General features: G+C 76.9%; 23 protein-coding genes. 6 read left to right on the top strand and 17 right to left on the bottom strand.

Features of this window, described 5'->3' with window-relative positions; genetic code table 11:
- Positions 1 to 7: 7 nt before the first annotated feature.
- From ftsW to mraZ, 9 genes are all read right to left on the bottom strand, one after another.
- The gene (gene ftsW / locus ASG41_RS19510; RefSeq protein WP_056299268.1) at positions 8 to 1,633 is read right to left on the bottom strand and encodes a putative lipid II flippase FtsW; all 1,626 of its coding nucleotides are present in this window, start codon (positions 1,631 to 1,633) and stop codon (positions 8 to 10) included.
- An 11-nt stretch (positions 1,634 to 1,644) separates the two neighbouring features.
- The gene (gene murD / locus ASG41_RS19505; RefSeq protein ID WP_056299764.1) at positions 1,645 to 3,063 is read right to left on the bottom strand and encodes a UDP-N-acetylmuramoyl-L-alanine--D-glutamate ligase; all 1,419 of its coding nucleotides are present in this window, start codon (positions 3,061 to 3,063) and stop codon (positions 1,645 to 1,647) included.
- On the bottom strand, positions 3,063 to 4,145 hold the full coding sequence (gene mraY, locus ASG41_RS19500; RefSeq protein ID WP_056299265.1) for a phospho-N-acetylmuramoyl-pentapeptide-transferase: 1,083 nt from the start codon (positions 4,143 to 4,145) through the stop codon (positions 3,063 to 3,065). The genes murD and mraY overlap by 1 nt, the downstream gene beginning before the upstream one ends.
- Positions 4,142 to 5,566, bottom strand: a complete 1,425-nt coding sequence (gene murF / locus ASG41_RS19495) for a UDP-N-acetylmuramoyl-tripeptide--D-alanyl-D-alanine ligase (RefSeq protein ID WP_056299262.1) — start codon at positions 5,564 to 5,566, stop codon at positions 4,142 to 4,144. The genes mraY and murF overlap by 4 nt, the downstream gene beginning before the upstream one ends.
- A gap of 2 nt (positions 5,567 to 5,568) precedes the next feature.
- Entirely contained in the window at positions 5,569 to 7,071 is a 1,503-nt protein-coding gene (locus tag ASG41_RS19490) for a UDP-N-acetylmuramoyl-L-alanyl-D-glutamate--2,6-diaminopimelate ligase (protein ID WP_056299259.1), read from the bottom strand.
- 89 nt (positions 7,072 to 7,160) lie between these two features.
- Positions 7,161 to 9,017: a penicillin-binding protein 2 gene (locus ASG41_RS19485; RefSeq protein WP_056299255.1), complete on the bottom strand. Its 1,857-nt coding sequence runs from the start codon at positions 9,015 to 9,017 to the stop codon at positions 7,161 to 7,163.
- Positions 9,018 to 9,019: 2 nt separating this feature from the next.
- Positions 9,020 to 9,547, bottom strand: coding sequence for a hypothetical protein (locus tag ASG41_RS19480; RefSeq protein ID WP_157519553.1), 528 nt, complete (start codon positions 9,545 to 9,547; stop codon positions 9,020 to 9,022).
- Positions 9,547 to 10,524, bottom strand: a complete 978-nt coding sequence (gene rsmH, locus ASG41_RS19475; RefSeq protein WP_056299249.1) for a 16S rRNA (cytosine(1402)-N(4))-methyltransferase RsmH — start codon at positions 10,522 to 10,524, stop codon at positions 9,547 to 9,549. The genes ASG41_RS19480 and rsmH overlap by 1 nt, the downstream gene beginning before the upstream one ends.
- 934 nt (positions 10,525 to 11,458) lie before the next feature.
- On the bottom strand, positions 11,459 to 11,893 hold the full coding sequence (gene mraZ / locus ASG41_RS19470) for a division/cell wall cluster transcriptional repressor MraZ (RefSeq protein ID WP_056299246.1): 435 nt from the start codon (positions 11,891 to 11,893) through the stop codon (positions 11,459 to 11,461).
- A 409-nt stretch (positions 11,894 to 12,302) separates the two neighbouring features.
- Here mraZ and ASG41_RS19465 point away from each other — a divergent pair, with 409 nt between their 5' ends.
- From ASG41_RS19465 to ASG41_RS19455, 3 genes are read left to right on the top strand one after another with little or no spacing between them, the layout of a single operon-like run.
- Positions 12,303 to 13,319, top strand: a complete 1,017-nt coding sequence (locus tag ASG41_RS19465) for a MoxR family ATPase (RefSeq protein ID WP_235564930.1) — start codon at positions 12,303 to 12,305, stop codon at positions 13,317 to 13,319.
- A gap of 13 nt (positions 13,320 to 13,332) precedes the next feature.
- Positions 13,333 to 14,721, top strand: coding sequence for a DUF58 domain-containing protein (locus tag ASG41_RS19460; protein WP_056299243.1), 1,389 nt, complete (start codon positions 13,333 to 13,335; stop codon positions 14,719 to 14,721).
- The gene (locus ASG41_RS19455; protein ID WP_056299241.1) at positions 14,721 to 17,027 is read left to right on the top strand and encodes a DUF3488 and transglutaminase-like domain-containing protein; all 2,307 of its coding nucleotides are present in this window, start codon (positions 14,721 to 14,723) and stop codon (positions 17,025 to 17,027) included. The genes ASG41_RS19460 and ASG41_RS19455 overlap by 1 nt, the downstream gene beginning before the upstream one ends.
- Positions 17,028 to 17,129: 102 nt before the next feature.
- Here ASG41_RS19455 and ASG41_RS19450 read toward each other — a convergent pair whose 3' ends face one another.
- The 6 genes from ASG41_RS19450 to ASG41_RS19425 form a co-directional block, all read right to left on the bottom strand.
- Positions 17,130 to 17,540, bottom strand: coding sequence for a DUF3040 domain-containing protein (locus ASG41_RS19450; protein WP_056299238.1), 411 nt, complete (start codon positions 17,538 to 17,540; stop codon positions 17,130 to 17,132).
- Between the two features lie 235 nt (positions 17,541 to 17,775).
- Positions 17,776 to 19,080 (bottom strand): DNA polymerase IV, encoded by a 1,305-nt coding sequence (gene dinB, locus ASG41_RS19445; protein ID WP_235564929.1) that lies wholly within the window; start codon positions 19,078 to 19,080, stop codon positions 17,776 to 17,778.
- Between the two features lie 46 nt (positions 19,081 to 19,126).
- Positions 19,127 to 19,852, bottom strand: coding sequence for a glycosyltransferase (locus tag ASG41_RS19440; RefSeq protein ID WP_200939139.1), 726 nt, complete (start codon positions 19,850 to 19,852; stop codon positions 19,127 to 19,129).
- Positions 19,849 to 20,463, bottom strand: a complete 615-nt coding sequence (locus ASG41_RS19435) for an SAM-dependent methyltransferase (protein ID WP_056299230.1) — start codon at positions 20,461 to 20,463, stop codon at positions 19,849 to 19,851. The genes ASG41_RS19440 and ASG41_RS19435 overlap by 4 nt, the downstream gene beginning before the upstream one ends.
- Positions 20,460 to 21,212 carry a PIG-L deacetylase family protein gene (locus tag ASG41_RS19430; protein ID WP_082557141.1) on the bottom strand — a complete coding sequence of 251 codons (753 nt, stop codon included), beginning with the start codon at positions 21,210 to 21,212 and terminating at the stop codon, positions 20,460 to 20,462. The genes ASG41_RS19435 and ASG41_RS19430 overlap by 4 nt, the downstream gene beginning before the upstream one ends.
- The gene (locus tag ASG41_RS19425; RefSeq protein WP_200939138.1) at positions 21,209 to 22,195 is read right to left on the bottom strand and encodes an acyl-CoA dehydrogenase family protein; all 987 of its coding nucleotides are present in this window, start codon (positions 22,193 to 22,195) and stop codon (positions 21,209 to 21,211) included. The genes ASG41_RS19430 and ASG41_RS19425 overlap by 4 nt, the downstream gene beginning before the upstream one ends.
- Positions 22,196 to 22,339: 144 nt before the next feature.
- On the opposite strand from ASG41_RS19425, the gene ASG41_RS19420 reads away from it, so the two are divergent.
- The 3 genes from ASG41_RS19420 (at position 22,340) to ASG41_RS19410 (ending at position 25,039) form a co-directional block, all read left to right on the top strand.
- On the top strand, positions 22,340 to 22,687 hold the full coding sequence (locus ASG41_RS19420) for a hypothetical protein (RefSeq protein WP_056299227.1): 348 nt from the start codon (positions 22,340 to 22,342) through the stop codon (positions 22,685 to 22,687).
- Between the two features lie 68 nt (positions 22,688 to 22,755).
- Positions 22,756 to 24,054 carry a cupin domain-containing protein gene (locus tag ASG41_RS19415; RefSeq protein WP_235564928.1) on the top strand — a complete coding sequence of 433 codons (1,299 nt, stop codon included), beginning with the start codon at positions 22,756 to 22,758 and terminating at the stop codon, positions 24,052 to 24,054.
- Positions 24,047 to 25,039 (top strand): sucrase ferredoxin, encoded by a 993-nt coding sequence (locus ASG41_RS19410; protein WP_235564927.1) that lies wholly within the window; start codon positions 24,047 to 24,049, stop codon positions 25,037 to 25,039. The genes ASG41_RS19415 and ASG41_RS19410 overlap by 8 nt, the downstream gene beginning before the upstream one ends.
- Here the strand turns inward: ASG41_RS19410 and ASG41_RS19405 are convergent.
- Complete coding sequence (locus ASG41_RS19405; RefSeq protein WP_235564926.1) at positions 25,036 to 25,422, bottom strand: hypothetical protein; 387 nt, start codon at positions 25,420 to 25,422, stop codon at positions 25,036 to 25,038. The two genes, ASG41_RS19410 and ASG41_RS19405, sit on opposite strands and share 4 nt — an antisense overlap.
- Positions 25,419 to 26,639 (bottom strand): alkaline phosphatase family protein, encoded by a 1,221-nt coding sequence (locus ASG41_RS19400; protein ID WP_056299220.1) that lies wholly within the window; start codon positions 26,637 to 26,639, stop codon positions 25,419 to 25,421. Before ASG41_RS19400 ends, ASG41_RS19405 begins: the two co-directional genes overlap by 4 nt.
- Positions 26,640 to 26,641 lie beyond the last annotated feature (2 nt).

The raw sequence follows: 26,641 nt of genomic DNA, 5'->3' as shown, positions 1-26,641 counted from the left end.
CGGGGGGTCACCGCGGCCGGCCGGGCCGTTCGCGCTCCGGCCGGTCCGTCCGGGGGCGGCCCGGCTCACGGGTCCGGCCGGGGGTGGTCCCCCGGGTGGCCCCGTCACGGGGTGCCGCACGGTCCCGGGCAGTCTGCCCGGCTGCCGGCCCCGGCGCTCCCGCGGGCACCCGGCGCTCCCGCCGCGGGCCCTCGGGCTCCTCGGCCCGGGGCCCCGGTCGTCCGGTGCGGGTCAGCGTGCGGCCGGCCGGAGGCCGCGCCGGCCCGGGCCCGGTCCGACGGCGTCCCACGGTCGGCAGCGGGTCCACGGCGTGCGCGGGCACCGGCACCAGCCAGCGGGCGAGCCGGCCCAGCCCACGGACCGGGTGCGCGGCGCGGTGGGCGCGCTCGTGCTCGATGGCGGCGGGCTCGGCGCGGGCGAAGCGGACCAGCAGGCCGACGATGAAGAGGGTCAGCACCAGCGAGGTGCCACCGGCGGAGACCAGCGGCAGCGTGACACCGGTGACCGGCAGCAGACCGACCACGTAGCCCATGTTGATCGAGGCCTGCCCGATCAACCACACGGTGATGGCGACGCTGGCCAGCTGGATGAACCGGTCGGCCGCCCGGCGGGCGATCCGGAAGCCGGCGTAGGCGAGCACCCCGTAGAGGGTGACGACGACGAGGCAGCCCAGGAAGCCCAGCTCCTCGCCGATGATCGCGAAGATGTAGTCGCTCTCGGCGTGCGGGAGGATGTTCCACTTCATCCGGCTGTTGCCCAGCCCCACGCCCCAGAAGCCGCCGGTGGCCAGCGCGTACAGGCCCTTGACGGCCTGGAAGCCACCGCTCTCGGCGTCGGCGAAGGGGTCCAGGAAGGAGAACAGCCGGGCCGCCCGGTAGGACGCGCTCAGCGCGATGACGGCGATGGCGGCCGCGGCGACCAGGGCGAGGCCGGCGACCCAGCGGCCGGGCAGCCCACCGGCCCACAGCAGACCGGCGACGACGAGGGCCAGCCCGACGGTGGCGCCCATGTCGGGTTCGAGCAGCAGCAGGGCGGCGAAGACCAGGAAGACCGGGACGACGGGCACGAGCAGCGACTTCGTGGTCAGCCAGCGCTCGCGCAGGGCGATGACGTGGGCGCCCCACAGGGCCATCACCAGCTTGGCCAGCTCGGAGGGCTGGAAGTCCACGAAGCCCAGCGGGATCCACTGCCGGGCGCCGTTGAGCTCCTTGCCGATGCCGGGCACGAGCACGGCGGCCAGCAGCACCGCGGACAGCAGCAGGCCCACCCCGGAGTACCGGCGCACGTAGCCGACCGGCAGGCGGAGCGCGACCAGCATCGCGCCCAGGCCGACCACCGCGAAGGCGATCTGCCGGACGCCGGGCAGCCAGGCGGGCTGTCCGTCGATGGCCGCCTCGACGCTGGAGGCCGAGAACACCATGACCAGTCCGATGGCCAGCAGCAGCCCGGCCGAGCCCAGGACCAGGTGCGAGCTGGTCATCGGGCCGTCCAGCCAGGCCGGGGCCCGGAAGAGCGGGCCGCGCGAGGCGGCCTCGCCCCGGCGGCGGGCGGCGGTCGACGTGGTCTCCCGGCGGGTGGTCCGGGGTGCCCCGTCCGCGGTCGCGCGCGGTCGGGCGGTCGTCGTGCTCGCCATCGAGGCCCCCGTCAGTGCAGCTGGCGTACCGCGTCGGCGAAGGCGCGGCCGCGGTGCGCGTAGTCGGTGAACACGTCCATGGACGCGGCGGCGGGAGCGAGGAGGACGGTGTCCCCCGGCTGGGCGAGCCGTGCGGCGGCCCGGACGACCTGGGTCATCACGGCCTCGCCAGTCACAGCAGTCACACCCGCCACGTCTGCATCATCACCGCTGGGGACGACGATCCGGGGGACGGTGGGGGCGTGTCGCGCCAGGGACCTGGCCAGCACCTCGCGGTCGCGGCCCAGCAGGACCACCCCGGCCAGGCGGGCGCCGACCGCGGCGACCAGCGGGTCGACGTCGGCGCCCTTGAGCAGGCCGCCGGCGACCCAGACGACCCGGGGGTAGGCGGCCAGCGAGGCGCCGGCCGCGTGCGGGTTGGTGGCCTTGGAGTCGTCCACCCAGTCGACGCCGTCGACGGAGGCGACCAGGACGTTGCGGTGCGCGCCGCCCCGGAAACCGGCCAGCCCGCGGCCGATGGCCTCGGCGCCCACCCCCGCGACCCGGGCCAGTGCGGCGGCGACCAGGGCGTTGACGGTGTTGTGCGGGCCCGAGACCTGCAACGCCGAGCTCTCCACCAGCACGTCGCCGGCCGGGGAGGCGGCGAACGCCCGGTCCACCAGCGCCCCGGACCGGACCCCCAGCTGGCCGGGCTGCGGCTCGTCGAGGGTGACGGTGACCGGGTGCGGGTGCTCGCGGACCAGGGCGGCGGCCACCGGGTCGCCTGCGTCGGCGACCGCGACCGGGGTCAGCGCCAGCACCGTGGCCTTGGCGTCCCGGTAGGCCTCGGCGCTGCCGTGCCAGTCGACGTGGTCGTCGGCGACGTTGAGCACCGCGGCGGCCGCCGGGGCCAGCGAGGAGGACCAGTGCAGCTGGAAGGAGGACAGCTCGACCGCGAACGCGTCGAAGGTGGGCGTGCCGTCGGGGTCGGTGGCGGTGACCACCTCGACCAGCGGGCGGCCGACGTTGCCGGCGGCGACCGCGCGGCGTCCCCCGGCCAGCAGCAGGGCCTCCAGCATGGTGACCGTGGTGGTCTTGCCGTTGGTGCCGGTGACGGCGTACCAGGGCGCGGGCCGCCCGTCGGCCAGCGGCAGGCGCAGCCGCCAGGCGAGCTCGGGCTCCCCCACCACCTCGACGCCGGCCCGGGCCGCCGAGCGCAGCAGCGGCGAGTCCGGCCGCCAGCCCGGCGAGGTGACCACCAGGTCGACGTCGTCCGGGCACTCGGTGACCGCGCCCAGCCAGGTCGCGCCGGCCTCCTCGAGCTCGGCGCGCACCGACGGGGTGCCGGCGTCGGCGAGCAGCACGGTGTCCCCGCGGGCCAGCAGCACCCGTGCGGCGGCGGCCCCCGAGACACCCAGCCCGCAGACCAGCACCCGCCCCAGGGCGGCCATCACAGCCCCGTGAGGGAGAGCCAGTCGGCGTAGAAGGCGCCGATGCCGAAGGCGACCGCCATCCCGGTCACCAACCAGAACCGCACGATGACGGTGTTCTCCGCCCAGCCGGCGAGCTCGAAGTGGTGGTGCAGCGGCGCCATCCGGAACACCCGCCGCCGGGTCGCCTTGAAGAAGGCCACCTGGATGACCACCGACAGGGTGACGGCGACGAAGAGGCCGCCCAGCACGACCAGCAGCAGCTCGGTGCGGGTGACGATCGCGATGCCGGCCATCAGGCCACCGAGGGCCAGGGAGCCGGTGTCGCCCATGAAGATCCGGGCCGGCGAGGTGTTCCACCACAGGAAGCCCAGGCAGGCGCCCATCGCCGCGGCCGCGACCAGCGTGACGTCCAGGGGGTCCCGGACGGTGTAGCAGCCGGCGACGACGGCGGTGCTGCAGTCGTGCCCGAACTGCCAGAAGGAGATGACGACGTAGGCACCGAAGACCATCGCCGAGCAGCCCGCGGCCAGCCCGTCCAGGCCGTCGGTGAGGTTGACGGCGTTGGAGAACCCGGCGATGAACAGGTAGGCCAGCGCCACGAAGAGCACCGCGGGCATGGCCAGCGGGGCGATCTCCCGGACGAAGGACACCGTGGTGGAGGCCACCGCCTGCCCGCCCGGTCCACCGGTCTCCACCAGCGCGAGGACGGCGAAGACCAGCCCGACGACCAGCTGACCGACCAGCTTGGCGGTGCTGTTGAGGCCCAGGCTGCGCCGGTGCCGGATCTTGAGGTAGTCGTCGAGGAACCCGACCGTGCCCAGCCCGACGAACAGGAACAGCAGCAGCAACGCCGTGGTCGTGACCCCGCGCCCCTCCTGGCCGAGCAGGAACAGGTGGGAGATGAAGTAGCCGGCCACCGTGGCGAAGACGATGACGGTGCCGCCCATCGTGGGCGTGCCCTTCTTGGACAGGTGGCTCTCCGGGCCGTCGTCCCGGATCTCCTGCCCGAACCCGCGGCCGCGGAAGGCCTTGATGGCCACCGGGGTCAGCAGGATGGAGATGATCAGGCCGAAGGCGGCCGCGACGAGGACGGACTTCACTGCGCGCCCACCTCGTCGCCTGCTCCCCCGCCGTCGGCGATGAGGTCGGCGGCCAGCAGCTCGAACCCGTAGGAGCGGGAGGCCTTCACCAGGACGACGTCGCCCGGGCGCAGCACCCCCGCGAGCAGCTGGCGGGCGGCAGCCCGGTCCGGCACGTGCACCGACTCCTCTCGGTGGGGCCGTGCTGCCACGGCCCCGGTGGCGGTCGCCGAGGCGGCTCCCGCCACGATCTGGCGTGCATCGGGTCCGACGGCCACCAGCAGGTCGACCACGCCGGCGGCGTGCTCACCGAGCCGGGCGTGCTCGTCGTCGGCACCGGGGCCCAGCTCGCCCATCGCGCCCAGGACCGCGACCCGGCGGGTGCCGGTCATCGTCGTCAGGGCGGCGAGCGCGGCGCGCATGGACTCGGGGTTGGCGTTGTAGGCGTCGTTGACCACCGTGACGCCGTCGGCGCGTGCGGTGACCTCCATCCGCCAGCGGCTGCGGGTGGCGGCGGCGGAGAGCCCGGCGGCGACCTGGCCGGGGGTGAGCCCGGCGGCCAGCGCGGCACCGGCGGCCGACAGCGCGTTGGCCACCTGGTGGGCGCCGACGACCTGCAGGGACACCTCGTGGGTCTCCCCACCGGCGTGCAGGGTGAACGTGGCACGGGCGGCGGCGTCCAGGACGACGTCGGTGGCCCGCACCTGCGCGGTCGGGCCGGTGCCGGTGAGCAGCACCCGGCCGCGGGTGCGGGGGGCCATGCCGGCGACCCGGGCGTCGTCGGCGTTGAGCACGGCGGTGCCCTCGGGGGCCAGGGCCTCCACCAGCTCGCCCTTGGCGGTGGCGATGACCTCGGCGCTGCCGAACTCCCCCAGGTGCGCGGAGCCCACGTTGAGCACCACTCCGACGTCGGGCCGGGCCACGGCGCACAGCCGGGCGATGTGCCCGGGGCCGCGCGAGCCCATCTCCAGGACCAGGTACCGGGTGCCGGCGTCGGCCGAGAGGACCGTCAGCGGCAGGCCGATGTCGTTGTTGAAGGACCCGGGCGGGCTGACCGTGGGGGCGACCGCGTCCAGCACCTGGCCGAGGAGGTCCTTGGTGGAGGTCTTGCCCGAGGACCCGGTGATCCCCACGGTGGTCAGGCCGGTCAGCCGCTCGTGCACGGCGTGCGCCAACCGTCCCAGGGCCACGACCGGGTCATCGACGACGACCACGGGGCCGCCGTCGTGGGCGCGCGTGGACAGCGCCCCGACGGCCCCGGCGGCGACCGCGGCACCGACGTAGTCGTGCCCGTCGACCCGTTCCCCGGGCAGCGCGACGTACAGGTCTCCGGCACCGACCGTGCGGCTGTCCACCGTCACCGCCCCGGTGACGACGGCGTCGGGTCCGACGAGCTCGCCGCCGACGGCGGCGGCGATCTCGGTGAGGCTGAGCTCGATCACGGTCAGGCCTCTCTGTCCGGTGCGGCCTGGAGTGCGCGGCGCAGCTCGACCCGGTCGTCGAAGGGCGTCACGACCCCGCCGACGTCCTGACCGGTCTCGTGGCCCTTGCCGGCGAGGAGCAGGGTGTCACCCGGGCGGGCGCGACGCACCGCCGCCTCGATGGCGGCGCGCCGGTCCCCCACCTCCAGGACCTCGCAGGCGCTGTCCGCGGGGACCCCGGCGAGCATCGCGGCGCGGATCGCCGCCGGGTCCTCCGAGCGCGGGTTGTCGTCGGTGACGACCAGCAGGTCGCTGCCCGCGGCCGCCGCCGCACCCATCCCGGCCCGCTTGCCGGGGTCGCGGTCGCCGCCGCAGCCCAGCACGGTGAGGACCCGTCCGCGGCCGGTGGCGCGCAGCGCCGCGAGGGCGGTGGCGACGGCGTCGGGGGTGTGCGCGTAGTCCACGACCGCCACGAAGGGCTGGCCGGCCTCGACCGGCTCCATCCGCCCCGGGACCACGGTGGCTGCGATGCCGACCAGCGCGGCGTCCACCGGCACGCCGACGGCGTCCAGCAGGGCGACCGCGAGCACCGCGTTGGAGACGTTGAAGGACCCGGGCAGTCGCAGCGACGCCGGCCGGGTGGACCCGTCGGGCAGGTGCAGGGTGAACACCGACCCGCCGTCGGGCCCGGTGGCCACGTCGGTGGCCCGCCAGTCCGCGGGCGCGCCGGTACCGCTCACCGTGGTGGTCGAGGCGCCCACCAGCCGCCGGCCGTGCTCGTCGTCGACGTCGACCACCTCGTGCGCGGCGCGACCGTCGAAGAGCCGGGCCTTGGCCTGGAAGTAGGTCTCGACGTCGCCGTGGAAGTCCAGGTGGTCGCGGGAGAGGTTGGTGAACCCGGCGGCGGCGAAGGCGACGCCGTTGACCCGGCCCAGCACCAGCGCGTGGCTGGACACCTCCATCACCACCGCGCGCACGCCGTCGGCCCGCATGCCGGCCAGCAGCGCGTGCAGCGCGGGGGCCTCGGGCGTCGTCCGGACGCTGGGGAGCTCGGTGACCACCGGGGCGCCGTCGGGCCCGGTGCCGCGGGTGCGGGTCTGCACGGTGCCGATCAGGCCGCTGGTCCAGCCGGCCGCGGCGAGGCCGGCCTCCACGAGGTAGGCGGTCGTCGTCTTGCCGTTGGTGCCGGTGATGCCCAGGACGGTCAGGGACCCGCTGGGCCGGTCATACACCCGGGAGGCGACGGCGCCGACCACCGCGCGCGGGTCGTCCACGACGCACACGGCCACCGGCAGGTCACGCAGCCGCTGCGCCCCCTCGGGGTCGGTGAGGACGGCGACCGCGCCGGCGTCCACGGCCTGGGCCGCGTGGGCGGCGCCGTGGGTGCGCGCGCCGGGCAGCGCGGCGTACAGGTCACCGGGCCGGACCTCGCCCGAGGCGAGGGACACCCCGGTCACCGGCACCGTGGGGTCTCCCTGGACGGCGGGGCCGATGAGGTCGGCCAGCTGCGACAGGGCGGTGCTCACGGGGCTCCAATCTACCGGCGTGGCCGCCCGGCCCCCGTCGACGACCCGGCTCGGCGCGTGGCGGGGACCGGGCCGGGCCGGGAGCCGGGTCAGTTCGTGGGGGCGGTGCCGGTGAGCTGGAACTCCGGCCGGGCGGTGCCCGAGGGGACCACGTCGGAGGACGTGAGCGCGTACTGCATCAGGTCGGCGAACACCGGCGCTGCGACCTGGCCGCCCTCGGCCGAGCTGGTGGGCCGCTCCAGGTCGACGGCGATGACGTAGCGGGGGGCGTCGGCCGGGGCGAAGCCGACGAAGGTGGTGAAGTACCCGCCGCCGTCGTAGCAGCCGCACTCGGGGTTGGCGCGCTGCGCCGTCCCGGTCTTGCCGGCGACCCGGAACCCGTCGACCTCGCCCAGCGGCGCGGTGCCGCCGGGGCCGACGACGGCCTCCAGCATGTAGGCCAGCTGGTCGGCGGTGGACTCACTGACCACCCGGGTGCCCTCGGGGCGGGGCTCGGTGGTGACGGTGCCGTCGGCGGCGGTGACCGAGCTGACCAGGCGGGGCTCGATCCGGACGCCGCCGTTGGCGATGGTCTGGTAGACCGACGCCATCTGCAGCGCCGTCACCGAGACGCCCTGCCCGATCGGGATGTTGGCGGCCCTGCTCTGGGTCCAGTCCGCCGAGTCCTGCAGGATGCCGGCGCTCTCCCCGGGCAGCTCGATGCCGGTGGTGGAGCCGATGCCGAAGGCCCGCAGGTACTCCTCCAGCCGCTGGTCACCGACCTCGCGGGCCAGCATGATCGTGCCGACGTTGCTGGACTTGGCCAGGATGCCGGTCACCGTCCAGTCGATCGGCGCGTGGTCGTGGGCGTCGGTGACGACCCGGTCCCCGGCCTGGATGTGCCCGGGGACGCTGAGCACGGTGTCGGGGGTGGCGTGGCCCTCCTCGATGGCGGCGGCCAGCGTGACGGCCTTCATCACCGAGCCGGGCTCGAAGACGTCGGAGACCGCCGGGTTGCCCAGCAGCTCGGGGTCGGTGTTGCGGGCCTGCGCCGGGTCGTAGCCGGGGCAGGTGGCCATCGCGACGATCTCGCCGGTGGCCACCTCCTGGACCACGGCCGAGCCGCGGGTGGTGAGGCCGTTGGCGCACTCGACGTCCAGGCGCTGCTGCACCGTGTACTGCAGGTCCTCGTCGATGGTCAGCTGCACCGAGCCGCCGTCCACCGCCGGGGTGGAGGCGTCGATCCCGGAGGGGATGGGCAGCCCGCCGGCGCCCACCTCCACCCGGCGCTCGCCGTCGGTGCCGGCCAGGACGTCCTCGTAGCGCTGTTCGATGCCGGCCAGGCCGTCGCCGTCGCGGCCCACGAAACCGACGATCTGCCCGCCGACGACACCGGCCGGGTACAGCCGCACCGGGTCGTCCTGGAAGGAGATGCCGTCCAGTGCCAGCTCGCTGATCGCGTCGGTGGTGGCGGTGTCGACCTGCTCGGCGAGCACCACGTAGCGGCCCTCGCCGGACAGCTGCTCGGTGAGCTCGCCGGCCGGCACGTCCAGCAGCGTGGTCAGCGCCAGCGCGGTGCGCTCGGGGTCGGGCACGATCGTCGGGTCGGCGACGACCCGGCTGGCCTCCACGGAGTAGGCCAGCCGGTTGCCGTCGCGGTCGACGATCTCGCCGCGGATGGCGGAGATGTCGAAGACCCGCATCCGGTCGTCCTCGGCAGCCTGGGCGTAGGCGCTGCCGTCGATGCCCTGGAGCACGACGAGCTTGACGACGACGGCGACCAGCAGGGTGACCATCGCGATCAGCCCGAAGCGGTTGCGCCGGGCCCGGACCGTGGGGGTCAGCCCGCGGGCACGGCGGGTGCCGGGCTCGCGGCGCGGACGCAGTACGTCACGGCCGGCCGTGCCGGGACGACGGTCCCCGGAGCGCGCCGGACGGCGGGAGGGGTCGTTGCTGCGGGTGCTCACGGTCAGCCTCCGGCCGGGTCGGCGCCGGGCACGGGTGCCGGGACGGGGGTGCCACGGACGACGGAGGTGCCGTCCGGGCCGAGGACGACGTGGCCGGCGGCGCCGGCGGGGACCAGTCCGGCGGCCGTTGCCGCAGCGGCGAGCTGGGCCGGGGTGCGGGCGTCGGTGACCTGCTGCTCGAGCCGCTCCACCTGCTGCGCGAGCTCGGCGTTGGCCGCACGCTGCTGGCTGGCCTGCAGCGAGTCCACGGCGATGGCCGTGTTCAGCGCCAGCAGGGACAGCGCGGTGGCGGCCAGCAGGGACACGACCAGGACGACGAAGGGCGCCCGGCGCCGGGCCGGTGCAGCGGTGCGGCGGGTGCGGGTCGGGGTGCCGACGGGGGCGGTGACCAGGCGCAGCTGCGGGCGGACCTGGACGGGTCCGGTGCGCCGGGTCGGGCTGGTGCGGGGGGTGGTCCGAGGGGTGGTCCGGGGTGCGGTGGCCGACCGGGACCGCAGGGCCCCGGTGTGCACGCGTGCGGTGGCACTCATCAGGCAGCCCTCCGGGTGCGTTCAGCGGCGCGGACCCGGGCCGAGGCCGCGCGGGGGTTGACGGTGGTCTCGGCCTCGCTCGGGGCCTCGCCGCCGCGGGTGAGCAGCCGCATGGTCGGGGCGTGCTCGGGCATCGGCACCGGCATCCCGTGCGGCGTGGAGTCGGTGGTGCCGACGGCGAGGGCCTGCTTGGTGATCCGGTCCTCGAGGGAGTGGAAGGTGATGACGACGATCCGGCCGCCCACGGCCAGCGCGTCGACGGCGGCGGGGAGCACCCGGGTCAGCACGCCCAGCTCGTCGTTGACCTCGATCCGCAGCGCCTGGAAGGTGCGCTTGGCGGGGTGTCCGCCGGTCCGCCGGGTGGCGGCGGGGATGGAGTCGCGGACCAGCTCGGCCAGGCGGCCGGTGGTGGTGAAGGGCTGCTTCTCGCGCTCCCGGAGGATCGCCGAGGCGATCCTGCCGGCGAAGCGCTCCTCGCCGTAGGTGGACAGGACCCGGGCCAGCTGGCCGTGCGGGTAGGTGTTGACGACGTCGGCGGCGGTCAGCGGGCCACTGGGGTCCATCCGCATGTCCAGCGGCGCGTCGGCGGAGTAGCTGAAGCCCCGGCTGGGCCGGTCGAGCTGCAGCGAGGAGACCCCGAGGTCCAGCAGCACGCCCTGCACCTCGGTGACCCCGAGCTCGGCGAGCACCTCGGGGAGCTCGTCGAAGACGGCGGGGACCAGGGTGACCCGGTCGCCGTGCCCGGCGGCGGCGATCCGGCGGGCGGCCTCGGCGCGGGCGTCGGGGTCGCGGTCCAGGCCGATCACGCGCAGGCCGGGGTGCGCGTCCAGCATGGCCAGCGTGTGGCCGGCCAGGCCCAGCGTGCAGTCCACGAGGACCGCGCCGTCGGTGCTGCAGGCGGGGCCGAGCAGCTCCACGACCCGGTCGAGCAGCACGGGGACGTGCAGCGCGGGCTCGCGCGGCTCGTCTGCGCTCATGACGCGTCCTCTCGGTGCTGTCCGTGCGTGAGGTCGTCGGTCCGGCCGTGGGCCGACGGTCAGTGCGGGTGCTGCTGTCGTTCTCGGCCGCGGTGGGCCCGGGATCGACTCGGGATCGGTGTTTAGGTGCGCAACTGCTGGTCAGGCGGTACCGACGGCCCTGCGGACTGCCGATGACCTGGGTGTCGCCGGCCCGAGGTGCCGGGACGACGCCCGGCGTGGAGCCGGGTGGAGCTGCGGTGCTGCGGTGCGGTGCGGTGCTGCCGTGCGGTGCTGCTCTGCGGTGGTGTGCCGCGGTGTCCCCGCGGGCTGCCCCAACGGTGGTGCTGGTGTGACTCGCGTGGCCCCAGGTGCTGGTGGGACTCCGGAGAGCCGGGTCGGGCCTGGTGCGTGGTCGTGCGGGGTGTCCGGGGAGTCCCGGGAGTCGTTCGGGTCCTGCGTGTGCCGTCCCGGTCGGCGACCGGGGCCGCGACTCGGTGCTGTGCCGTCCTGCTGCACTGCCGTCCTGCTGCACTGCCGTCCTGCTGCACTGCCGTCCTGCTGGTCTCGCTGGTCTCGCGTCGATCTGGTGTCGCGTCCCGTGGTCCTCGCGGGCGGGGCCCGCCTGGCGCCGGGGAAGTGCGCCAGGAGGGGCCCCGCACCGAGGTCCGCTGCTGCTCGGGGTCAGGGAGCAGGTGCTGCCGTCGTGCGGGTGGTGCTGATCGGACTGGTCGGGCTGGTCGGGCTGTCGCGTCCCGGGTGGCACCGCCTCCGTGCTCCGCCGGTCTCCAGCCGCGGGGAAGTCGGCTGGCGGTCCGGGTCCGAGCCGCGGGGAAGTCGGCTCGGGTGGGGCTCGGTCGTGCTGGGTGCGGTGGTGCTGTGTGCGGTGGTGCCGAGTGGGGCGCGGGGGTCGGGGTGGGGGCCGGTGGGGACGACGGACGTCCCGGACGCCGGCTCAGGACAGGGTCGGCATCCCCTCGCTCTCGCTCGCCGCGAACGCGGCCTCCTGCTCCTCCACGTAGGCGTCCCAGGTGACGGCGTCCCAGATCTCGAAGCGGGTGTCGACCCCGACCACGACGACGTCGCGGTCCAGGCCGGCGTAGGCGCGCAGACCGGCGGGGAGCGTGATGCGGCCGGCCTTGTCCGGCTCCAGCTCGACCATCGAGCCGAAGCCCAGTCGGCTGAACGCGCGGCCCTGGACGGTGTCCGCGGGCATGGCGGCGGCGCGCTGGCGCTGGATCTCGGCGACGCGCTGGTGGGTGAGCGCGTAGATGCAGCGCTCCTTGCCCTTGGTCAGCACGACGCCGCTCGCGGTGAGCTCGCGGAAGCGGACGGGGAGGGCCATGCGGCCCTTCTCGTCGAGGCGGAGCGCGTGGCTGCCGAGGAACACCGGACCACCACCCCCACCTCGTCTTCCCGTGGACCTCGCAGGACCCCCTGCGGACCCTGGCTCTCCATCCGGCGCCACAGTAACCCACTGGCCCCCACTGGGCACCACTTCACACCCCGTGTCCCCTCTGGCGGCGTGGCGCCCCCACGGGTTGTGTCCCGGGCCCCGCCGACCGGGTGGCGCAGGGCGGCGCCGAGGGGTGCGGTGGGGCGCTGGGGAGGCGGGGTGGAGGCGGGTTGGAGGCGGGGTGGAGGCCACGGTCGCGCGGCCGCGGAGGGCACGGCCGGTGCGCCGTGGGAGGCACGGTCGATGCGTCGTCGAGGCCGCCGGGGAGGGCGCGGTGGGGGCGTCTGCAGGCCCGGGGCGAGAACGCCGGGGTCCGGAACGCCGGCCACGTACCGTGGGCCGGGTGACCGAGGCCACCACCACCCCCTCGACCGGCGCGCACACCGGCGCCGGCGCCCCCGGCGACCCCGATCTCGAGCCGGTGGACGTGCAGGCCGAGGGCGCCCGGATCGCCGGGGCGATGGGCACGGTGGTGCAGGGCAAGCCCGACGTCGTCCGGCTGGCGCTGGTGGTGCTGCTGGCCGAGGGGCACCTGCTCATCGAGGACGTCCCCGGCGTGGGCAAGACGACGCTGGCCAAGGCGATGGCCAAGGCGGTGGACTCCACCGTCCGGCGCATCCAGTTCACCCCGGACCTGCTGCCCAGCGACGTCACCGGGGTCGCCGTCTTCGACCAGGAGACCCGCACCTTCGAGTTCCGCCCCGGCGCGGTGTTCGCCAACCTGGTGGTGGCCGACGAGATCAACCGGGCCTCCCCCAAGACCCAGTCGGCCCTGCTGGAGTGCATGGAGGAGCGGCAGGTCACCGTCGACGGGGTCACCTACGAGCTGGCCCGTCCGTTCATGGTGCTGGCCACCCAGAACCCGCTGGAGATGGAGGGCACCTACCCGCTGCCCGAGGCCCAGCGCGACCGGTTCACCGCCCGGGTGTCGATGGGCTACCCCGACCGGGACGCCGAGCTGGCCATGCTCGACGACCGCGGGACCCGTGACCCGCTGGGCTCGCTCACCCCGGTGGCCGACGCCGCACTGGTCCGCCGGATGGTCGCCGGCACCGCCCGGCTGCACGTGGCCGACCCGCTGCGCCGCTACGTCGTCGCCCTCGTCGAGGCCACCCGGCGCAGCCCCGACCTCCGGCTGGGCGCCTCCCCCCGGGCCGGGCTGCAGCTGCTGCGGGCCGCCCGCGCGGCCGCCGCCCTCGACGGCCGCGACCACGTCGTCCCCGACGACGTGCAGGCGATGGCCGTGCCGGTGCTGGCCCACCGGCTGCTGCTGACCCCCGACGCCGCCCTCGCCCGGCGCAGCACCGAGCGCGTGGTGGCCGACGTCCTCACCGCCGTCCCGGTCCCCCGGACCCGCTGAGCCGGGCGTCCGCGTGCCGCGTCGTGGCCGGCTGGCCGACCTCACCTCCTCCCTGACCCTGCGCGGGTCCTGCCTTGTCGCGGCCGGGCTGACGCTGGTCGGGCTCGGCGCCCTGCTCGGCGAGCGGTCCCTGGTCCAGCTGGCGCTCTTCGTCCTGGCCCTGCCGGTGCTCTCGGCCGTCGGCGTCGTGCGGGCCCGGTTCCGGCTGGCCTCCCGGCGGACGGTCACCCCCGGCCGGGTCCCCCGCGGCCAGGACGCCGAGGTGCTGCTCGAGGTCACCAACACCGACCGGCGGGCCGGGGGCATGTGGATGCTGTCCGAGCAGCTGCCCGCCGACCTCGGCGTCCGGCCGCGGTTCCTGGTCGAGCAGCTGCCCAGCGGTGCCACCGCGGCACTGCGTTACCGGGTGCACGGCGCCCGGCGTGGCCGGCACCCGCTGGGCCCGCTGCGACTGCGGCTGGTGGACCCCTTCGGCCTGGTGCTGCGCAGCACGGCCGGCACCGACACCGCCACCCTGCTCGTCGTCCCCCGGGTCCGTCCGCTGGGCCCGCTGGCGCTGTCCGGGGGCACCGGCGGCGGCGTCGAGGGCGCGCGCCGCTCGTTCGCCGTCCACGGTGAGGACGACGTCAGCACCCGGGAGTACCGGCGCGGCGACGACCTCCGCAAGGTGCACTGGCGGGCCACCGCCCGGACCGGGGAGCTGATGGTCCGGCTGGAGGAGAAGCCCTGGCGCTCCTCGGCGACCCTGCTGGTGGACACCCGGCAGCGGGCGCACCTGCTGGGCACCGCCGTCGGCACCGGAGCGGCCGGGGACCCCGCTCCCCCGCCGGACACCCTGGAGTGGGTCGTCGAGGCCGCCGCCAGCATCGGCGACCACCTGCTGGGCCGCGGCGCGGACCTGCGCGTGGTCACCGACGTCGGCGAGCTGACCCCGGCCGGCGGTCGCGGCGGGCTGGACCGCGGCGAGCTCGCGGAGCGACTCGCCGCGTTGACGCCCTCCCGGCACACCGACCTGGACACCGGGGTGCAGGCGCTGCGCCGGGCCGCCGCCGAGGGCCCGGTCGTCTGCCTGCTGGGTGCCGTCGGCCCCGACGACGTCGGCACCCTGGTCCGGGCCCGGTCCGGGCCGGGCACCGACGTCGCCGTGCTGGTCGACGTCGTCGCCTGGCACGACGCGGGCGCCCGGCGCAGCCGCCGGGCCGGGCTCACCGCCGGGGCCCGCGCGGAGCTCGACGGCCAGCGCGAGGACGCCGCGGCGCTGCTGCGGGCCGCCGGCTGGCGGGTCGTCGTCGCCGGGCCGCAGGACAGCGTGGAGGCCACCTGGGCGCGGCTGGGCGGCGCCGGGTCGACCACCTCGACCAGCAGCCGAACGAGCACCGCCGCCGCCGGACTGGCCGGCTGATGCGCGCGGGCACGCTGGGCACCACGGTGGCGACGGCGGTCGCCCTCCTGCTGGGCTCGCTGGCCCTGGTGCCGGTCTTCGCCACCGGCGGCTGGGCGCCGCCCGTCGCGGTCGCGGTCGTGGCGGTCGCCGGCGCCGGCCTGGTGGTCCGCGCGCTCGCCGGCCGGCAGGGCCTCGCCGGGTCGGGCTGGGTCGTGGTTGCCGTCCCCGCCGTGCAGGTGCTGGCGCTGCTGACCGCGCTGACCGTCGTCTTCGTGCCCGGGGACGCCACCGCCGGGTTCCTGCCGACGCCGTCCTCGGTCGGCGACCTGGCGGCACTCCTCGCCGAGGGCGGGGACGACGTCCGCGAGCAGGTCACCCCGGCCCTGCCGCTGACCGGTCTGGTCGCCCTGGTGGCCCTGCTCCTCGGCGTCCTCGCACTGGGCGCCGACCTGCTCGCCGTCGCCGCCCGCCAGCCGGCGCTGGCCGGGCTGACCCTGCTGGTGCTGGCCTGCATCCCGGTCGCGACCACCCGCGGGGACGTATCGCCGGCGGCCTTCCTGGGGCCCGCGGTGGGCTTCGCCGTGCTGCTGTGGGCCGACCAGCGGGGCCGCCTCGCCGACCGGGACCGCTCGGGCCCGGGGGCCCCGCTGGGCACCGGCACGTTGCCGGCGCTGCGGACCGGCGCGCTGGCGGTGCTGGTCGCGCTGGTGCTCCCGGCCTTCGTGCCGACGCTGGCCGAGGGCAGCTTCACCTCGGGTCTGGGCGGCGGCGGGGACGGCCCCGGCGGGTCCAGCACCGGCACCGCCCTGGACCCGGCTGCAGCCCTGCAGGGCCAGCTGACCCAACCCGAGCCGATCGACCTGCTGCGGCTGGAGACCGACGTCCCCGACCCCGAGTACCTGCGCACGGTGGCCCTGGACGAGTACACCGACGAGGGCTGGGGCATCGCCGCCCTGGACGGCAGCCTGCCCGTGTCGTCCTCGGAGGCGCTGGCGCCGCTGCCGGGCACGGTGGACAGCCGGGAGGTCGACTCCCGGGTGACGGCCCTGGCCCACGACGACCGCTTCCTGCCGGTGTTCGCCTCCGTCCAGTCCGTCGTCGTCGACGGTGCGGAGGACGGCGCCTGGCGCATCGACGACCGCAACGACACCGTCTTCGGCCGCGACGGCACCCGGACGGCCGGCGCGAGCTGGGACGTGGTCTCCCAGGAGGCCCGGCCCACCCCGCAGCAGCTGGCGGCCAGCCGGCCGCTGCCGGCCGCGGACCCGCTGCAGCAGTCGGCCACCGCACTGCCGCCGCTGGACCCCTCGGTCACCGCGCTGGTCGAGGAGCTGACCGGCCCGGAGCAGTCGCCCTACCAGCGCGTGGAGGCGGTCTTCGGCCACCTCAGCGACCGGGCCAACGGCTTCGTCTACAGCCTGGCCACCACCCCGGGCACCACCGGGGACGACCTGGCCGACTTCCTGGAGCGCCGCCGCGGCTACTGCGAGCAGTACGCCGGGGCGATGGCGGTGCTGGTGCGGGCCGCCGGGGTGCCCGCCCGGGTGGTGCTGGGCTACACCCCCGGTCAGCCGCAGACCGACGGCAGCCGGCTGGTCACCACCGCCGATGCCCACGCCTGGGTCGAGGTCTACTTCGCCGGCCTGGGCTGGGTGCCCTACGACCCGACGCCGATCGCCGAGACCCGCCAGGTCGACCTGCCGTGGGCGCAGCGTGCCGACGACCGGGCCCCCGCCGTGCCGACCGGATCGGCGGCACCCACCGCGGCGCCGGGGGTGCCCACCGCCGAGCTGGACCGCGACGACCAGTTCACCCCGCTGGCGCCCGGTGCGGCCGACGCCGGGACGGCGTGGGGCCGCTGGCTGGGCGTGGGTGGTGGCACCGCCGTGCTGCTGGCGCTGCTCGCCGCCCCCGGGCTGACCCGGGTGCTGCAGCGCCGGCGGCGGCTGGCCGACGGGAGCCCGGGCGCCGTGTGGGACGAGCTGCTGGCCACCAGCACCGACCTGGGGCTGCCGGTGACCACCACCGGTTCGTCGCGGCAGGTGGCTGCCCGGTTGACCGAGGTGGCCGCGGTCGACGGGTCCGCGGCCGCAGCGCTGCGTGCCCTGGCCGCCGCCCTGGAGGGGGCGGTCTACGGGCCGCCCGGCGACCACCCGGTCCGCGACCTGTCGGCGGCCTCCGCGGCAGCGGACCGGGCGCTGCGGGCCGGGGTGGGACGCCGGGACCGGTGGCGCGCCCGGCTGGCCCCGGCCTCGGTGCTGACCGCCGTGACCGGCTGGGTCACCGCCCACGCCCCACGCCGCCGGGGCACCCGCACCGCCTGACGGTCGGTGCGGGTGCCCCGGCCACCGCACCGACCGTCAGCACCGACGACAGCAGCCGCCGTCCCCGGGCGGGGACGGCGGCTGCTGGTGGGCTGGGGACCGCTACTGGTCGTAGCGGCGGCGGAAGCGCTCCTCGAGGCGGTCCTTGAGGGGCTGGCGGCGGGCCTTGGCCTTGCCGCCCTTCGCGCGGGACGAGCCACCGGCCGGCGCGCTGCCCTCGGGACCACCGACCTCGACGGCCCCGGTGGCGGCCGAGTAGTTCAGCACGCCGAGTGCGGCGCCGCCGAACATCAGCAGGAAGCCGACGACCCCGACGGGGGTGCTGGGCAGTGCCACCCCGCCGACGAGCACGGCGAGACCGACGACGACGGCGAGCGCACCGAGCTGGAGCTTGCGGCGGGCCTTCTGCCGACGGTCACCGGTACGCACCTGGGAGGCGAACTTCGGGTCGTCGTCGACGAGCGCACGCTCGATCTGCTCCAGCAGTTTCTGCTCGTGCTCGGAGAGCGGCACGACGACCTCCTGAGGTCCGAGCTCTGGCCGCCGGTGGCTCTCCACCGGCGGTGGTGACGAGGATACGAGCCTTGCGCAGGGTGCGAAAGGCGAGTGGCCCCCGACACGGTTGCGACTTGGCACCGATCACCCTCTCGGGGGTGGACCGGCTCCTCCAGGAGGACGAACCGGCCCTCCAGGACGTTCCCCGGAGCGCGCCGGGACGCACTGTCTGCCCCGTCACGCCGCGTCCCCGTCACGCCGCGTCCCCGTCGGGTCCCGGGCTGGGACTGCGGGGTCCGGCGGCACGGCGTCCGTCGTCCGGGCTCCGGCGGGGTGCCGGACTGCCCGGGCGGGGCACCGCCTGGGAGCGACCGGTGACGCCGTCGCGGCGCAGCAGGGTGGCCGGGCGCACCGCGCCGGCACCGAACCGGCGGGCGGCCCGGTCGGCGGCCAGCTCGGCGTCCCGGCGGCCGTGCTCGCGGGCCCCGAGCACCAGCTGGGTGGGCGTGCCGTCGGCGTCGGTGAGCCCCTCGGCGCGCACCCCGACCAGCCGGATCCGGGCCCGGTCCAGGCCGAGGGCGTCGAAGAGGTCGCGGGCGGTGTCGTAGAGCTCCTGGGCGACGTCGGTGGGCACCTTGAGGGTGCGGGAGCGGGTGATGGTGTGGAAGTCGGAGAACCGCACCTTGAGGGTGACGGTGCGGGCCAGGTGCCCGGTGGAGCGCAGCCGCCCCGCGGTGCGCTCGGACAGGTGCAGCAGCTCACGGTGGATGACCACCGGGTCGTCGACGTCGACGCCGAAGGTCTCCTCCGCGCCGGTGGACTTCTCCGGCTCGTCGGGCACCACCCGGCGCGGGTCCCGGCCCCAGGCCAGCTCGTGCAGGTGGCCGCCCGCGGCGTGGCCCAGCGCACGCTGCAGGGTCCGGGCCGGCACGTGCGCCAGGTCGCCCACGGTGCGCAGGCCCAGCCGGACCAGCACCTCCTCGGTCTTGGCACCCACGCCCCACAGCGCGCCCACCGGCAGCGGGTGCAGGAAGCCCATGACCTCCGCGGGCCGGACCACCATCAGCCCGTCGGGCTTGCTGCGGGTGGAGGCCAGCTTCGCGACGAACTTGGTGCCGGCCACGCCCACCGAGCAGGTGATGCCCTGCTCGTCGAACACCCGGGCGCGGACCAGCTCGGCGACGTCGACGGGGTCCCCCAGCCTGCGGCCGGCCCCGGAGACGTCCAGGAACGCCTCGTCCAGGCTCAGCGGCTCCACCAGCGGGGTGATGGTGCGGAAGACGGCCATGACCCCCCGGGAGACCTCGGCGTAGAGCGCCATGTCCCCCGGGACGACGACCGCGGTCGGGCACAGCCGCAGCGCCCGGGAGGTGGGCATCGCGCTGTGCACGCCGTACGCGCGGGCCTCGTAGGTGGCCGAGGTGACCACCCCGCGGTTGCCGGCCCCGCCGACGATGACCGGCCTCCCCCGCAGCGAGGGGTCCCGGCGGACCTCGACGCTGGCGAAGAAGGCGTCCATGTCCACGTGCAGCACGGTGCAGCCCTCGGCCCGGTCCACCCACACCCCTCGCTCGGTTCGAACACGTGTTCGACAGCCTAGCGGTTCAGTCCTCCTGCCCCCCGGTGGCCAGCCCGTCCAGGTCCGCGCCGAAGCCGCCGCCGGCGCGCGGCACCCGGCGGGCCGAGGTGACCACCGGCGCCGCCGGTGTCCGCAGCACGGTGCGACCGGCCAGCAGCAGCGCCCCGACCAGCGCCTCGTCCTCCGACACCACCAGCGGCGGGAACCCGCCGACCGCGGTGTACGCGCTCCCCCGCACCCCGAGGGAGGCCCCGTGCACGTGCGGGTGGACGGCGTCCAGACCACCGGCACGCCACGCGTCGTAGGCCGCGGCGAAGGCGGCCGGGACGTGCGGCGGGTGCCCGGTCCAGTCCTCGACGGCGACCGTGCCGACGACGGCGTCCACGCCCGAGGCCGCACCCAGGGCCTGCACCGCGAGCCAGTCCGCGGGCACCCGGCTGTCGGCGTCGGTGGTGGCCACCCACACCCGGTCGGCGGGCACCCCGGTGTGCGTGGCCTCGGCCAGCACCGCCAGCACCCCGGCGTGCCGGGCGTCGCCGACGTTGCCCCCGCCGGTCTCCACCACCCGGGCACCCCCGGCCCGGGCCAGGTCGGCGGTGTCGTCGGTGCACAGGTCGGCGACCACGACGACCAGCACCGGGACGCCGGCCAGGTCGGGGTGCGCCGCGGCCCGGGCCAGTGCCGCCAGGCAGCCGGGCAGCAGCTCCGCCTCGTCCCGCGCGGGGACCACGACGCCCAGCAGCCCGGTCACCACAGCTGCTCCGCCGCCGCCACCGACGCCGCGCGGACGTCGTCCGCCGGCGCCCGCACCCAGCAGCCCAGCAGCAGGTCGGTCTCGGCGTGCGTGGCGACCAGGGGCCAGTCCAGCTCCGACCGCAGGGCCTCGTGGACGGCGTCCCCGGTCTGCGGGTACTCGGGCACCTCGTGCCGCCAGTGCACCGCGAGCAGGGTGCCGCCGGGGCGGACCGCCGTCCGCACCTGGTGCAGGAAGACGGCGAGGTCGGCCGGGGACAGGTAGTAGAGGACCTCGGAGACCACCAGCAGGTCGACGCCGGGCAGCGCGTCACCGGGCACCGTCCGCTGCTCGACGGCGACCCCGGGGGTGCCGGCGACCCGGGCGCGGGCCCGCTCGACCGCTGCGGCGCTGGCGTCCCAGCCGGTGAGCCGCTCGCAGCGCGGGGCCAGCGCCGCGGTCAGCTCGCCGACCGAGCAGCCGACCTCCAGGGCGTCGGCGTACCGCTCGCGCGGGAGCACCGCGGTGGTCAGGGCGTACTTGCGGCGCTCGTACCAGCGCGACCGCATCGACCAGGGGTCCTCGGCGGCGGCGTACATGTCGTCGAAGAACGACGCGGGCAGGGTCACGTCCAGAGCACCTCGGTCGGTCGGGCGGAGTGGGCCAGGAACTCCGGGGGGAGCACGACGGCGTCGGCCGGGTCGGGACCCAGCGGGGCGACCTGGGTGCGGAAGCAGGCGATCGCGGCCGCCTTGGCGTCCTGCACCGAGGGCGGCAGGTCGACCCGGTGGGCCCGCTCCCAGGGCACGCGTGGGTCGCCGGGCACGGCCCAGTGCCAGGTCCACACCGGGTACTGCCAGACCGGGACGCCGGCCCGCGCACCCGCGGCGACCGCGGCCCGGCCGACCGCCTCGTGGTCGGGGTGGCCGTCCCCGCTCCAGGTGGTGAGCACGGCGTCGACCCCGGCGAACGCGGCGGCCAGCGCCACGCCCAGTCCGGCCTCGTGCTCGGCGACCCGGCCGTCGGGCAGGCCCAGCCGGGTGGTCCGGGTGGACCCGGCACACAGGGCGCGCAGCGCGTGCCCGGACTCGGCGACCCGGGCGACGGCGAGCTGCGCGGGGCTGAGCACGGTGCTCCCGGGGTGGCTGGCGTCGCCGTCGGTGACGGCGACCAGCTCGACCTCGACGCCCGCCCCGGACAGCAGCGCGAGGGTGCCGCCGACGCCGAGCACCTCGTCGTCGGGGTGGGCGGCGCAGACCGCGACCCGCCGCCAGGTCGGGTCGGGCACCCAGGCGGGCCAGTCCTGCCCGGGCAGCCACCCGGCCCAGTCCTCCTCGGGGGTGGCGTCCGGGGTGTGCCCGGCGGCCGGGGCGCTCACCGGGCGGCCCGCAGCGGTGCGGCCAGCGCGGCCAGGTCGCGCTCGCCGTGGTGCTGGCGCAGGTAGACGGCGAGGTCGGCGGCGTGCCCGAGGTACCGCGCGTCGTGCGCGGCCGGACCGGCCCCCAGGGCGCGGGCGACGGTGGCCAGCACCTCGTCCCCGGTGCGCGCGGCCAGCCCGCGGACCCGGTGGGCCCGCCGCTGCGCGGTGCCGGCGGTGTCGGCCGGGTCGGCGTCCACCTCGGCGGCGGCCACCGCGAGGGCGGCGTCCACAGCGGCGAGCGCGACGTCCACCGCACCCCAGGCGGCGTCGCGGTGCGGGTCCTCGGGGGCGGTGGCGACGACGTCTGCCAGCGCCCGTGCCACGCCCGCCGCTCCCCCGGCCCAGACGGCGGCGACCCCGATGCCGCCGTGCCAGAAGCCGGGCCGGTCCAGGTAGGCCCGCGGGCCCCCGACGGCCAGCGCCGGGACGTCGTCCAGCAGCACGTCGGCGGTGTCGCTGCCGGCCATCCCGGGGGCCGCCCAGGCACCCGGGGACGGCGCGACACCCCGGACTCCGAGGTCGACGAGGAACAGCCGTCGGCCGTCGTCGGCGTGCGCGGTCACCAGGGCCGAGGTGCAGACCCGCGCACCCGAGCACCACTGCTTGACCCCCGACAGGCGCCAGCCGCCACCCGCACGCTCGGCGCCCACCCGGCCCGACGGCGGTTCCGCGGCCCACACGCCGAGCCGCTCGCCGGCCCCGGGTGCCGGGCCGTCGAGCTCGGCGAGCACCGCGACCGCGTCGGCGTGGCCCTCGGCCAGCCGGGCCAGCGGCAGGTCGGTCGCACCCAGGTCGTGGAGGGCGCGCCACCGCTCGGCGGTGGCGCCGCTGCCGGGGAGCGGTGCGGACCAGCCGGCGTCGAGCAGCCGGGTGAAGGCGGAGGCGGTGGTCTGGACAGCGTCCTCGCGGGCGAGGACCCCGGGTCTGGGGGTGTCGTGCACGAGGCCCCACCTACCCCGCCCACCCGGGGCTCTACGCGCGCCCGGCCGACGTCACCGCGGGGGATGGTTAGGGAGTCGATCACCGCGGTACGACAGGTCCGGGGCCGCTGATCGGCGGCCGTACGACGACCTGATGGAGGAACCGTGGCGTTCGACGACGACGACATGACCAGCGTGGAGGGCCCCGCGGACAGCGGCGCCGGCGAGGGCACCCCGGGCCAGCACGACGGTGGCGCCGACGGTTCGGCCGAGGGCCCCGCGGACAGCGGTGCCGGCTCCGGCACCCCGGGCCAGCAGGACGGTGGCGCCGACGGTGGCGCTGACGGCGGTGCCGACGGTGGCGCCGAGGGCCCGGCCGACAGCGGTGCCGGCTCCGGCACCCCCGGCCAGCACGACGACGGCGCCGACGGCTCCGCCGAGGGCCCCGCGGACAGCGGTGCCGGCGAGGGCACCCCGGGCCAGAGCGACGGCGGCGCGGACGGTTCGGCCTGAGCCAGACCACGACCCCGCAGGGCCGGACGGAGGGCGACCTCCGTCCGGCCCTGCGGCGCTGCGTGCGCGTGGACCCGCAGGTCTTCGCCGAGCAGCACTGGTCGCGCCGGCCCCTGCTGTCCAGCGCTGCGGAGCTCGACTCGTCCTCCCCCACCGGCCCCGGCGGCTTCGCCGACCTGCTGACCCTCGCCGACGTGGACGAGCTGCTGTCCACCCGCGGCCTGCGCACCCCGTTCCTGCGGATCGCCAAGGACGGCGCCGTGGTGGACCCCAAGCGCTTCACCACCTCCGGCGGCGCCGGGGCCGAGGTGGCCGACCAGGTCTCCTCGGACTCCGTGCTGCGCCTGTTCAGCGAGGGCAGCACCGTCGTCCTGCAGGGCCTGCACCGGCTGTGGCCGCCGCTGGTCGAGTTCGCCGACTCCCTCGCCGCCGACCTCGGGCACCCCACCCAGGTCAACGCCTACATCACCCCGCCGTCCTCGCGCGGGTTCTCCCCGCACTACGACGTGCACGACGTGTTCGTCTTGCAGGTCGCCGGGGAGAAGCACTGGACCATCCACGAGCCGGTGCTCACCGACCCGCTGCGCACCCAGCCCTGGGGTGACCGGGCCGAGGCCGTGGCTGCCGCCGCGGAGCGCGAGCCGGTCATCGACACCGTGCTGCGTCCCGGTGACGCCCTCTACCTGCCCCGCGGCTACCTGCACTCGGCGACCGCACTGGGCGAGATCAGCGCCCACCTGACCATCGGCGTGCACCCGGTGACCCGCTGGGGCGCCGTGGAGTCGGCGCTGGACCTGGTGCGCACCCTGGCCGTCGAGGACCCCGAGCTGCGCCGGTCGCTGCCCCTGGGCGTCGACCTCGCCGACCCCGGCACCACCGCCGAGGACGTCGCCGCGGTGATCGCCGGGCTGCACTCCTGGCTGGACCGCGTCGACCCCGCCGTGGTGTCCGACCGGCTGCGCTCACGGACCTGGGCCCAGGTGCGACCCGAGCCGGTCGCCCCGCTGGCCCAGTCCGCCGCCGCCGCCGCGCTGTCGGCCGACACCGTGCTGCGGTTGCGTCCGCGCCTGCGGGTGCAGCTGCGCGACGTCGTCGGGGAGCGGGTCACCCTGGTCGCCGGACGCCGGCACCACGACCTGCCCGCCGCCACCCGCCCGGCGCTGGCCGAGCTGCTCGCCGCGGGCGAGCTGGAGGTGGGCGACCTGCCCGGGCTGGACGCCGAGGAGCAGCTGACCCTGGCCCGCCGGCTCGTGGTGGAGTCCGTCGCCGTCGTCCCCGACGCGGTCGCCGGAGGACCTGTGCACCATGGGGACGATGAGTCCCCAGGCCGGTCACCCCGAGGTGGCGAGCACGCAGCAGGTGCCTGACCCGGCGGACGACTTCTGCCTGGTCCCCGACGACGCCCCGCCCCTCGTCGCGGCCGACCGGTCCACCCCGGTCGGCCGCCTCGACGAGGGGCGGTGCTCGGTCCGCGCCCTGGCCGCGGGTGACTCCCCCATGGCCACCGCCCCGCCGGCCCGCCGGTGGCTGCTGGTCGAGCAGCCCGGACCCTGGGGCCGGGACGCACTGCTGCAGTCCCGCTTCGACGCCGCCGTGGCCCCGCTGCTGGCCGCCCGCGCCCGGGACGCCGGGCTGCGGATCCAGATGGTGCGCCGCCCCGGGGACCGGCTCAGCGACTCCGGCCGACGCTGGGCCGTCGCCGACGTCACCCCGGGGGGCACCTGGCTGCGCTGGTCCACCCGGGAGACCGACGCCGAGCTCCTGGACGCGCCCCTGGACGGCTCGGTCGGGGTCGACCACACCGACCCGACCTACCTGGTGTGCACCCACGGCGGCCACGACGCCTGCTGCGCCGTGCGCGGACGACCGCTGGCCCGGGCCCTCCCGGCCGCCGGTCCGGCCGACGTCTGGGAGACCAGCCACCTGGGCGGGGACCGGTTCGCCGCCAACGTGCTCGTGCTGCCCACCGGGCACGTCTACGGCCAGGTCCCCGGCGACGGCGCCGACCTGGTCGGGGCGCACGGCCGCGGCGAGGTGCTGCTGGACCACCTGCGCGGCCGCGCCGGCCTGACCCCGCCGGCCCAGGCCGCCCAGCAGCTGGCCCGCGCCGAGCTGGGTCTGCTCGGGGTGGAGGACCTGCCGGTCCGCTCGGTGCGTGCCCTGCCCGCGCCCGACACCGGCGGTGAGCGCTGGGCGGTCACCCTGGGCGGCCCCGACGGCGACCTGGTGCTCACCCTGGACGCGCGGCTCTCGGCCGAGTCCCGGCTGCTGACCTGCGCCGCGCTCCGGCCGGGCCGGTGGCGTACCTGGCACCCGGTGGGGCCCCTCGCCCCCGTCGCGCCCCCGGTCTAGAGCTCGGCCTCCGCGCGGGTCCGCCGCGACGGGCTGAAGACCTGGATGTCCAGGAAGCCCGGCGGCTCGGCCACGCCGGGGCCGCCGTCGGCGACCCACTGCACGACCTCGGCGGTGGTCTCCTCGTCCAGCACCCCGCCCAGCCAGACCGGTCGGGCCCCGGCGGCGCGGCCGGCCGGGGTGGGGCTGACGACGACCACGTTGGACCGCTCGCAGGCGTCCAGGCAGTCCACCACCCGCACCCGGGCGCCGGCCCGCTGCAGCGTCTCCAGCTGCGCCCGGTGGTCGACGTCGGGGTGCTTCTCGGTGCGCCCGCAGCAGCAGCCGCGGCAGACGGTGAGCATCGGCGTCGCGGGTCCGCGGTCCTCCGTGCGGCGGCTCACGCCGCGCCGTCCAGGGCCCGGCCGCGGGCCAGCAGCAGCGGGATCGCGAGCTCGGTCGCGGTCAGCGAGCCGTGGTAGGCGGCCAGCATCGAGGGCACCGGTTCGCGCCGGGTGGCGGTGAGCGCCCAGCTGCCCCGGGCGAGCGCGACGACGTCGCCGATCCGGGCGACCAGGCCGTCGTCGACCGGGCCGAAGACCCCGCTGGCGACGGCCTCCTCCCGGCTGACGACCCAGGCGCGGTGCGCGAGCACGCCCTGCCAGGCGGCGAGCACGTCGGCCTCGGCGCCTGGTCGGGCGTGCACGTACCGGGCCCGGGGCTCCCCGGCCAGCACCCGCACGCCCTCCTGCAGCGCGACCTCGGCGTCGACGTCCAGGCGGGTGTCGGCGGGGACGTCGAGCATCCCGTGGTCGGCGGTGACCAGCAGGGCGGCGTCCGCGGGGAGGGCGTCGACCAGCTGGGCGACCATCAGGTCCACCGCGGCCAGCTGGTGTCGCCAGCTGTCGGAGTCGACGCCCCGGACGTGCCCGGTCAGGTCGAGCTCGGCGTGGTAGCCGTAGACCAGCGACCGGTCCCGGCCGCCGAGGGCGTGCGCGAGGACGGCGGCGAGGTCCCCGGGGCTGACCGCCGAGGTGTAGCGGGCCCCGCGGTAGGCCGCCCGGGTCAGCCCGGACCCGGCGTAGGCGTACGGCCCGACGACGGTGCTGGCGACGTCGGCGGCGGCCAGCTGCTGGAACACCGTGGGCCTGGCCTGCCAGGTGTCCGGGTCGGGGTCGTCGGTCCAGTGCGTGTGGGTGACGGTGCGGTCCTCGCCGGGCACGTCGGTGACGAAGCCCAGGACGCCGTGGCTGCCCGGCGGCAGGCCGGTGCCCAGCGTGGTGAGGCTGACCGGCGTGGTGCTGGGGCAGGGCGCCTGCAGGTCGCCGACGGGGCTCAGCAGCCCGGCCAGGGTGGGGGCCAGGTCGGCGTGCGCCCGGACCAGGTCGGCGCCCAGGCCGTCGACGAGCAGCACCGCGACGCTGCGGGCCCCGCGCAGGGTGTCGGCCAGGCCCAGCGGGTCGGCGGTGAGGTCAGTGCCGCGCTGGAGGGGGACCCCGAGGGCGGTGGCCACCCCGGGGAGCACGTCGGCGAGGGTCGCGGTGCCGTAGGCCGGGCGCTGCAGGTCGGCTGGCAGGCCCTGCGGCCCGGTGCCCGGGGACCGTGTCGTCGGCGGGGTCATCA

Origin of the sequence: Modestobacter sp. Leaf380 (assembly GCF_001424485.1) — a bacterium.
Lineage (GTDB): Bacteria > Actinomycetota > Actinomycetes > Mycobacteriales > Geodermatophilaceae > Klenkia.
The sequence above is the reverse complement of the archived record's forward strand: the minus strand, read 5'-3'. Positions and strand labels throughout refer to the sequence as shown.